This is a genomic window from Allohoeflea poritis (assembly GCF_027889715.1).
GTDB classification, from domain to species: domain Bacteria; phylum Pseudomonadota; class Alphaproteobacteria; order Rhizobiales; family Rhizobiaceae; genus Hoeflea_A; species Hoeflea_A poritis.
This window is the reverse complement of record NZ_JAPJZH010000014.1, coordinates 128,470-137,275: the sequence shown is the minus strand read 5'-3', so window position 1 is coordinate 137,275 and position 8,806 is coordinate 128,470. Positions and strand designations below refer to the sequence as shown.

The 8,806-nt window shown below is 60.3% G+C and carries 8 protein-coding genes and 1 tRNA gene; 2 read left to right on the top strand and 7 right to left on the bottom strand.

Translation table 11 applies throughout. The annotated features are described in order from the left end of the window. Together OOZ53_RS20180 and OOZ53_RS20175 are read right to left on the bottom strand one after the other, a co-directional pair. Positions 1-423, bottom strand: a 423-nt coding sequence (locus OOZ53_RS20180) for a hypothetical protein (RefSeq protein ID WP_271091528.1), incomplete at its 3' end; no start/stop codon positions are given. Between the two features lie 665 nt (positions 424-1,088). Beyond that, positions 1,089-1,165, bottom strand: a tRNA-Arg gene (locus tag OOZ53_RS20175). Positions 1,166-1,535: 370 nt separating this feature from the next. On the opposite strand from OOZ53_RS20175, the gene OOZ53_RS20170 reads away from it, so the two are divergent. Further along, entirely contained in the window at positions 1,536-2,120 is a 585-nt protein-coding gene (locus OOZ53_RS20170; protein ID WP_271091527.1) for a GNAT family N-acetyltransferase, read from the top strand. Positions 2,121-2,172: 52 nt separating this feature from the next. Here OOZ53_RS20170 and OOZ53_RS20165 read toward each other — a convergent pair whose 3' ends face one another. From OOZ53_RS20165 to OOZ53_RS20150, 4 genes are all read right to left on the bottom strand, one after another. Beyond that, positions 2,173-3,486 carry an alpha/beta hydrolase family protein gene (locus OOZ53_RS20165; RefSeq protein WP_271091526.1) on the bottom strand — a complete coding sequence of 438 codons (1,314 nt, stop codon included), beginning with the start codon at positions 3,484-3,486 and terminating at the stop codon, positions 2,173-2,175. 158 nt (positions 3,487-3,644) lie between these two features. Continuing rightward, positions 3,645-5,348, bottom strand: coding sequence for an ArnT family glycosyltransferase (locus OOZ53_RS20160; protein ID WP_271091525.1), 1,704 nt, complete (start codon positions 5,346-5,348; stop codon positions 3,645-3,647). Between the two features lie 26 nt (positions 5,349-5,374). Beyond that, on the bottom strand, positions 5,375-5,707 hold the full coding sequence (locus OOZ53_RS20155; protein WP_271091524.1) for a lipid-A-disaccharide synthase N-terminal domain-containing protein: 333 nt from the start codon (positions 5,705-5,707) through the stop codon (positions 5,375-5,377). Then, positions 5,700-6,422 (bottom strand): glycosyltransferase family 2 protein, encoded by a 723-nt coding sequence (locus OOZ53_RS20150; RefSeq protein WP_271091523.1) that lies wholly within the window; start codon positions 6,420-6,422, stop codon positions 5,700-5,702. The genes OOZ53_RS20155 and OOZ53_RS20150 overlap by 8 nt, the downstream gene beginning before the upstream one ends. Positions 6,423-6,698: 276 nt before the next feature. Here OOZ53_RS20150 and OOZ53_RS20145 point away from each other — a divergent pair, with 276 nt between their 5' ends. After that, on the top strand, positions 6,699-8,327 hold the full coding sequence (locus tag OOZ53_RS20145; RefSeq protein ID WP_271091522.1) for a long-chain-fatty-acid--CoA ligase: 1,629 nt from the start codon (positions 6,699-6,701) through the stop codon (positions 8,325-8,327). 34 nt (positions 8,328-8,361) lie between these two features. Here the strand turns inward: OOZ53_RS20145 and OOZ53_RS20140 are convergent, their stop codons facing one another. Next, on the bottom strand, positions 8,362-8,769 hold the full coding sequence (locus OOZ53_RS20140) for a DUF2177 family protein (RefSeq protein WP_271091521.1): 408 nt from the start codon (positions 8,767-8,769) through the stop codon (positions 8,362-8,364). Between the last annotated feature and the right edge of the window lie 37 nt (positions 8,770-8,806).

Genomic DNA, 8,806 nt, shown 5'->3' with positions numbered 1-8,806 from the left:
CTCATAGCCGTTGAGCAGGAAGACGTCCTTGGTATCGTCATAGTAGGCAAGGCCCCTGCCCTCGCTGACCCGTTCGACGACATCGTAGCCGTCGACGCCCCAGCCATAGCCCAGCCAGCCCTGGTAGAGCCCCTGCCGCTTGGTCTTGCGCGCGGAATCGTAGCGAAGCTCAATCTTCGGTTCGAGACCGCGGTAACCCGGAAGATCAAGACCGTATTCATAGCTCGCATTGCCACGGCCAGAGGCCGTCGGGAAACTGCCTTCGGGAATTGTAACTTGATCGCCCGCCTCGGGCGCGGCTGAGGATATCCCGGTGAAGAAAACTGCTACCGTGGCCACGGCGATCAGGCCCAGAGCAATCTGCCTAACGACAAATCCAGAAAAGTGGATCGCGAAATTTGTCACCGAAAATCGGCTGTGCATGAAAGCCCCCAAAATTTCTTCGGTGGCAACGCATTCATCCCTCGACTGCCACCCAAATCTCAACAAGGCACAAGTATCCCCACACCGGAGTTGCCTCCGGAGCCATCCCATCGCCAAGTTGTGAGAATCACTCGAATTCGCGCAATACGGCTAACGCGTTAAACGGACTATCTGCAAGTGGAAATCACTAAAAGTTGCAAAGCCGGCTAGAAAGCCTGTGGAAAGCGACACGGAAACTTTGGATCGCACTATGCAGGAATGTTGGATGATGCGGATGTTGATTTTGGGAAATGCGGGCATCCTGGCGGATGGTTGCGAAGTATCTCAGCCCAACCAAACAACACTGAAAACATGTCTAATCATATGTTCCGTCGTGACTTGCGACCCAGTCTCGTATTCCTTGATCATTCCAATGATCTGCTCGTCGGAAAATCTGCGTTTCACGCTCAATCCTTTCCTGGACGGATCACTCACACCTAAATGGCCCGAATTCATGGGGCTGGGTCAGATTCTCTGGCGTTCGGAGCGTTTGGAGGGCAAACAAACAGTTCTCAAACTCGCCTTCAAAGATCGCTTAAGCTATTGCCGAAAGAGCGGACTTAGAACGGCAAATCTTACCTTTCCTTTCAAAATCTTAGGTGCTTTAGCAGGTAGAAATTTGGAGATGGTGCACCCGGCACGATTCGAACGTGCGACCTCTGCCTTCGGAGGGCAGCGCTCTATCCAGCTGAGCTACGGGTGCCTGGCGCCGGAACGCGAACACGGAAGTCTGGATAACCGATATGCGCTGCCACTGCAATCGGAATTTGCCGTTTCACATCAATCACTTTCAGGCCCGGCATGCGTGTCTTCGCACCCGTAAACCCGTATTCGATCAGATTGTTCCGGACGTCAGCGTTCAACGGGCTTCGGTCGCCGACCCTCATCGGATCGGCCTGTCGCCTCGCGTCGGCGCAGGGCATGCCGGAAGGGTTTTCGGGCGTGTGCCGAGCGACCTCCGGATCCTGATTTTTCTGCCGTTTGTTGTGGCGCAGGCCACAGACTTTCCTGCGCCGCGCATGAATATTGCCGTCACCAGGCCGCGCTCTGACGCTTTTTGAGTGGAGCTCGAAATGTTGAACCCGACATACACATCAAGACCGGCGACCTACGAGGATGCGCGCCATCTTGCCAGGCTGGTCAACCTCGCCGGCGACGGTCTTGCCTACCATCACTGGCAGACCCTGGCCGCGGGCTATGGCGATGACATCGACCCCTGGGCCATCGGCATCCGCCGCGCCGCGGGCGACAAGGCCGGCTTCTCCTATACCAAGTCAATGGTCGCCGAGAAGGACGGCAAGGTGACCGGATGCGTCTCCAGCTACATGATCGACGCGCCGTCGACAGAGAAGGACCATGCCGGCGCGCCGGCGGTCTTCCGCCCGCTACTGGAGCTGGAGGACATGGTCGTCGGATCGCACCATGTGAACGTGCTTGCGGTCTATCCGGAGCATCGCGGCAACGGCATCGGCAGCAGGCTGCTCGCGCAGGCCGAGGGTCTGATCGAGGGTGCGACGATGAGCCTGATCGTCTCGAATGCGAACCGCGACGCGCGGCGGCTCTATGAGCGGCTCGGATACCGCAGACATGCCAGCCGGCCGAAGATCAAGGGCGACTGGGACGGACCCGGCGAAGCCTGGATCCTTCTGGTCAAATAAGCCGATCTCGAAAACGGGACCGCCGCCTTGCGGCGGTCCCTTTCTTTCGGGCCTATTTGCCCTTTTCCTTGTGCATCAGGCTGAGGCCCTTTGCCGTCCGGTTCGGGAAACCGGTCCAATAGGTGTGCTCGGGCTTCAACGTCCCGTCCTCTTCCACGGCATAGACGCCGTCGCCGGATTTTTCGATCACATCCAGATAAGCGCCCAACGCGCCGTCGCTCTTCAGATACTGGCCGAAGAATGCGGTGACGAAGTGCTGGGTGATGTTGTTCATGCGGGTGTTGTCCCACACGGCATCGGCGTAATGGTCGAAGGGAATGAAATCGAGATGCTCGGAGGGCTGCCAGGCCTCCGCCGGCGCCGGAATGGGCGCACCGGCATTGTGGTTGGCATATTCGAAGGTCAGCAGATAGCGGTCCGTATTGGTGCTCAGATCGAAGATCGCCTTCGTGCCGTTCTCGTAGCCGGACACATCGTCGTCGCTGCCGGCGATGAAGAACATGGGAATGCGCACACCCGACAGGCCCGTCGCGTCCCAGAAGCCGGTGTTCATGCCCCAGGGCGCTATGGAGACGGCGGCCTTGATGCGCGGATCGATCAGCGCCTCATGGGAATCGCTGCCGGCAAGATGCGCTTCGAGCGTTCCGGCCGGCGCGCCCCATTCATATTCGGTGCTCGCCTGGGTCACGCCGCCGCCGGCGGTGATCACCGCGCCGTAGCCGCCCATGGAATATCCGATCAGACCGGTGTCGTCGGCATTGACCAGGCCGCTGAGGAAATTGCCGTCCGCCTTCGACATCTTGTCGATCGTATCGACGACGAAGGTCTGGTCGATGGACCGGTTGACGAGGGTCGAGCCGAATGCCGCGCGGTTGTCATAGGTGCTTTCCGTGTGGTCGATGGAAACGACGACATAGCCCTTGGTGGCCAGATTCTCGCCGAGATGGCTCATCAGGAAACGGTTCCCGGGATAGCCGTGCGAGACGATGATCAGCGGATAGGCGGTTTCCGGCGTCGCGGGTTCAGCGTCGCGCACGGCCCGGCCCTTGAGATCGACCTTGGTGACGCCGTCGCGCAGCAACACGTCCTTGTAGACGCCCTCATAGCCGGTGCCGATCGCGGCCGGATACCACACTTCCAGCGTCAGCGGCCGGTCGTAGCGCGGCAGGTCCTTGCCGTCTTCCACCTTGAGGATATCGATCTGTCCGGGATTGGAGACCTCAATCGTGCGCACACCGATGGGGCTGTCCCCATGGGCGGCGAGAGCCGGCGCGTCCGGCCGTATCAGGTCGACGCGGTTGTCTTCGGCAAGAGCTGCCGTGCACAGCAACCCCGTCAAGGCTGCGACCCCAATTGCATGTTTCATAGTGTATCCCTGTCTTCGCGTTTCCAGTTGCCGTTGCGGGAACGGATCTCCACCATACTACCGAGTAGGTTTCACCGCCAGCCGTAACACGGCTCGGCAACGGGTCTGTGACAGAAATCGCAAAACCGCCAAAGGCAATGCCGCAGTCCGGCGGCCGGCTATTGTCCGGTGATCCGGTAGAGCGTGATCGAAAGGCGTCGGCCCTTCGAATAGTTGAAGCCGGAAATGGGCTCCCCGCCTTCGGCCCTTGCGCCACCGGCGCTGAGCGCCGTCAAAAAGGCCGGCGCGTCCTCTTCCGGCACGGCGGCAATGGCGCAGTCGGGATCGCTCAGAAGATATTCGGCGGCGCTGCCGGGTCCGGTCAGCAGCGTTTCCGTTCCGGCCAGGAACACGAGGCTCGGCTCATGATAGGTCACCGAGGCGAGCACCGAGTCGGCGCAGGCCTTCTCGGCCTCGAACCGCTCGACGATCTGCCGGCTGACCCACATTTCATCGACCTGGGGAAGGATGGCCGAAAATGCCAGCCCGTAGGCCGTCGTCGCCGTCAGTGTCGCCACCAGCACCCGCCGCACGGGCGCCAGCTCAAGCCCGTAGCCGAGGCTGAACCAGCAGGCCATCACCAGCAGCAGCACCACCGGAATGCTCCAGAACGAGAAACTGCCGGCGATGTAGACCGGAACGATAATGGCGAGCGAGGCAAAGGCGATGGTCACGACGATGACACCGAAGCCGGTCAGACCGTGCAATATCCTTTGCCACATGAGCGGTTTGGGCGCTTCGCTGGCGGCAAGACCGAGAAACCAGCCGCCAAGCAGCAGGATCGCCGGATAGGACGGCAGAACGTAATGCGGCAGCTTGGTCGGTATAAGTTCGAAGAACAGCCAGAGCGGCAGATACCAGGCGACACAGAACATCATGCGCGCATCGGCGAACATGCGCCGCAAGGCATGGGTGCCGCCGATAACGGCGATCAGCCCGAACGGCCACATCAACAGCGAATAGGTCAGGATGTAATAGCCCGGAGGCGCACCGTGCGATTCCTGGCCGGAGGCGACCTTTGCCAGCATGTCCCGGCCGATCGCTTCCTGCCAGAAGGCGGCGCCGCTCTTCCAGGTGATCAGCAGCAGCCATGGCAGCGCGATAAGCACGGCAAGCGCTAAGCCGCGCAGCGGCTTGAGATCGGACAGCCAGGCACGCGAGCGACCGCGGTCGAAAATGACGATGAACAGGACCGTCAATGCGCTGACAAGCGGGGTGATCGGACCTTTAACGAGGATCGACGCGCCCTGGGCGATCCAGAACAACCAGACCAGTTGGCCGGGAACCTCTTTGTCCTCGCGGTTCGCCACATAGGTGCGGGCAAGGCACCCTTGCGCCACAATGGTCAACAACAACAGGACAGAGTCGGTCTTTGCAAGGCGGCCCTCGAACCCGGCGCCGAACATGCCGGCCAGCATAAGCGCCGCGATCAGCCCGGCCGTGTGACCGAACAGGGCCTGGCCGACCCAGTATAGGGCGGCAACGGATGCGGCAACGGCGATAACGGAAACAATGCGATAGGCCGCAATCGGCGCCTCGCCCCCCTCGCCCGTCAGACTGACGGTCAGCGACTGCAGCCAGTAGACCCCGATGGGTTTCTTGTAGCGCGGCTGGTTCTGGAATCTGATATCGACATAATCGCCGCTTTCGACCATCTGTTTGGTGGACTGGACGTAGCGCGCCTCGTCGCGATCGATCGGCGGCAATTGACCTATGCCGGGCACAAGCACGGCCAGACCGAGGAAAAACAGCATCACATAGCGAAGCAGGCCCGCCCGTCCGTCCGCCGCGCCCAGCCGAATGAACCGATTCTGCTGCGTCAAATGCTTCAACTCGATCCGATCTCTTGTCAGTCCGTCTGGGCCATGGCGGCCTTTCTTTCATTGGCGATAAGCCAGAGATTGCGAATATAGATAATCAAACCCATGCCCTGTCCGGCGATGAACACCGGATCCTGACGCTGAATCGCATAAATGAATAACATGCCTCCGCCGAACAGGGAAAAAAACCAGAAGGCAATCGGCACGACCGAGCGCTTTGCCCGCTCGGAGGCGATCCACTGGACGACAAAGCGCATGGTGAAGCACGCCTGAGCGACAAAGCCGAGCAGCACCCAGGCATTGAATTGCTCAACAAAAACAACCCGGAACCACTCCAACAAGGGTGCAAACAGCTCACTCATAACGTATTTCCTCAACAACAGGCATCAGTTTGCGGCGCCGCTTCAGCCACCAGACGCCGAAAAGGTCCAGCGCGCCGCGCAATCCGCGGTCCAGTATGCCGTAATTGGACTGCCCGTACCGGCGCGGCCGGTCGAGGACATCGATGGCGACGACGTCGTAACCCTCCTGAATCACCAGTGCGGGCAGAAAGCGGTGAGTGCCGTTGAAGAACGGCAGACGGCGGAAAATATCGGCATGAACAGCCTTGAGACCGCAGCCGGAATCACGGGTGCGGTCGTTCAGGATGGAACCGCGAAGCCAATTGGCGAAACGCGAGGAAAGCTGCTTGAGCTTGGTATCCTTGCGCTTGATGCGCTGGCCGCAGGCAATGCCGGTTTGCGGCCCGCTCTCGATCAGCTTGTCGACCAGCTGACCGATATATTTCGGGTCGTTCTGGCCGTCGCCGTCAATGGTGGCGATGACCGTGCCGGACGCAGCCAGGACCCCGCTGCGCAGCGACAGGCTCTGCCCGACCGAGGATTCATGGCGCAGATGCCGGACCGCAAAGGCGCGCTTGCCAGCCTCGACTTCCAGCACCTGCGGCGTATCGTCGGTCGATCCGTCATTGACGACGATCACCTCGATTTCGCGGTCACCGAGATGCTCGGCGATCTCGTCCAGCAGCGGCGGAATGTTCGGCGCTTCGTTCTTGCAGGGGATGACAATGGAGATCATGGACGTGCCTTGGTGCGGGGTTCCGCATTCGAGCCAAAGTGAAAGCCGAAACAGATATTTGCAGGACGTCAGCCGGATCGTCCGGCACCTGCCGATTATCAACGGTTTTGCGCGCCGACGCCTTAGCAAGGCGGCGCGGGCGAAGCAAGTTCTTTGTCCGCAGCCTTGACCGCGGCGGCGGGCAATAAATCGATGGCTGCTCCCTTTACTGCGGAGCGAAGAACGCCATACTCTGGTCGGTAAAACAGAAACTTGGAATCCGGGAGGAAAATCAACATGAAGGGACTGATGCAGGATTGGCCGCTGCTGTGTCACAAGATTATCGACCACGCAGCCACCTATCACGGCGAACGGGAGATCGTTTCGCGGTCGGTTGAAGGCCCGATGCATCGCACAAACTACCGCGCCATCGGCAACCGGGCGCGGCAAGTCGCCAAACGGCTCGAGAAAGACGGCATCGCATTCGGCGACCGGGTCGCGACCATGGCCTGGAACACCTGGCGTCACATGGAAGTCTGGTACGGCATCCTCGGACTTGGCGCGGTCTATCACACGCTCAATCCGCGGCTGTTTCCGGATCAGATCGCCTGGATCATGAACGACGCGGAAGACCGGCTGCTGTTCGTCGACCTGACCTTCCTTCCGGTGGTCGAGGCCGTTGCAGACAAAGTCGCGAGCCTCGAGAAGGTGGTCGTGCTGACCGACGCGGCCCATATGCCCGACACGAAGATCAAGAACGCCGTTGCCTACGAGGAATGGGTATCGGAAGTCGACAGCGATTTCGCCTGGCGCGATTTCGATGAAACGACCGCAGCCGGCATGTGCTACACCTCCGGAACGACAGGCGATCCGAAGGGGGTCGTCTATTCGCACCGTTCGAATGTCCTGCATGCCATGGCGGCAGCACAGCCGGACATGCTCAACCTGTCCTCCCGCGACCGCATGATGCCGGTCGTGCCGTTCTTCCACGCCAATGGCTGGTCCACGGCGTTCGTCTGCCCGATGGTGGGCTCGACAATGGTGCTGCCGGGCGCCGGCATGGACGGAGAATCGATTTACCAGATCCTGACCGAGGAACGCGTGACCATGACGGCGGCGGTGCCGACCGTGTGGCTGATGCTGCTGCAGCACCTGGAAAAGGTCGGCGGCGCGCTGCCCGATCTGGAAAATGTCGTGATCGGCGGCTCCGCCTGTCCGCGGGCCATCACCCAGGCCTTCCAGGACAAATATGGCGTCAACGTCATCCACGCCTGGGGCATGACGGAAATGAGCCCGCTGGGAACGCTGTGTTCCATCAAGCCGGATTACGCGCATCTGGAAGGAGATGACAAACTCGACCTTCAGGCCAAACAGGGCCACCCGCCCTTCACCGTCGAAATGAAGGTCACGGATGACGACAACAACGCCCTACCCTGGGACGGCGAGACCTTCGGGCGGCTCAAGGTGCGGGGGCCCGCCATTTCCTCGTCCTACTACAAGGGTCGCGGCGCCGAGCAGTTCGATGAAGAGAACTGGTTCGATACCGGCGATGTCGCCCATATCGACAAGCACGGCTATATGGAAATCACGGACCGGGCCAAGGACGTGATCAAATCGGGCGGCGAGTGGATTTCGTCCATCGAACTGGAAAACCTCGCCGTCGGTCACGAAGATGTCGCCGAGGCGGCGGTGATCGGTATCGCGCATCCCAAGTGGGACGAAAGACCGTTGCTCGTCATCGTCCGCAAGGAAGGCCGCGAGCCGGGCAAGGAGGACATCCTGGGCTTCATGCGCGACAAGATCGCGAAATGGTGGATGCCGGACGATGTCGCCTTCGTCGACGAGATCCCGCATACGGCAACCGGCAAGATCCAGAAAACCGTGCTGCGGGATCAGTTCAAGGATTTCCGTTTTCCCGACACCTGAACCGTATAGTGGTCCGGTCGAGGGCCGGCATCGATCAGCCGGCCCAGTAGGTGCGCGTCAGCATATAGCCGCCGGCCGAGGCGGAAGCGGTAAGTGCGGTGCCCCAGGCAATATCCACCACAACGACGGCCAGCGGCCAGTCGCGAAGCGTCGCGTAGTTGGTAACGTCATAGGTCCCGTAGGCGACAAGCCCGAGCAAAGCGCCAAGCAAAAGTGCCGTCAGGAGAGACTGTTCTTTCAGAGCCGGCAGCACTGCGAAAACCACGATGCCGGCGACGTAAAGTATGTAGAAGACAGCGGCCACGCCGAGCCGCGGCTGGTCCAGCATATAGGAACCAAGCTGACTGCGGTAAAATCCGCCCGCAATATAGGCCAGCCACAGATAGTCGATCACGAAGAAGACGACCGCCGTAAAAAGATAGGCTTTGATAAAAAGCTGCATTGCGTTCCAATTCAATATGTTGCCGTCTCAATTACGG

Excerpts from the sequence above, each read along its gene's own strand:
- OOZ53_RS20150 (WP_271091523.1), bottom strand. The coding sequence starts at position 6,422 with ATGATCTCCATTGTCATCCCCTGCAAGAACGAAGCGCCGAACATTCCG.
- OOZ53_RS20170 (WP_271091527.1), top strand. The coding sequence starts at position 1,536 with ATGTTGAACCCGACATACACATCAAGACCGGCGACCTACGAGGATGCG.
- OOZ53_RS20145 (WP_271091522.1), top strand. The coding sequence starts at position 6,699 with ATGAAGGGACTGATGCAGGATTGGCCGCTGCTGTGTCACAAGATTATC.
- OOZ53_RS20155 (WP_271091524.1), bottom strand. The coding sequence starts at position 5,707 with ATGAGTGAGCTGTTTGCACCCTTGTTGGAGTGGTTCCGGGTTGTTTTT.
- OOZ53_RS20165 (WP_271091526.1), bottom strand. The coding sequence starts at position 3,486 with ATGAAACATGCAATTGGGGTCGCAGCCTTGACGGGGTTGCTGTGCACG.
- OOZ53_RS20140 (WP_271091521.1), bottom strand. The coding sequence starts at position 8,769 with ATGCAGCTTTTTATCAAAGCCTATCTTTTTACGGCGGTCGTCTTCTTC.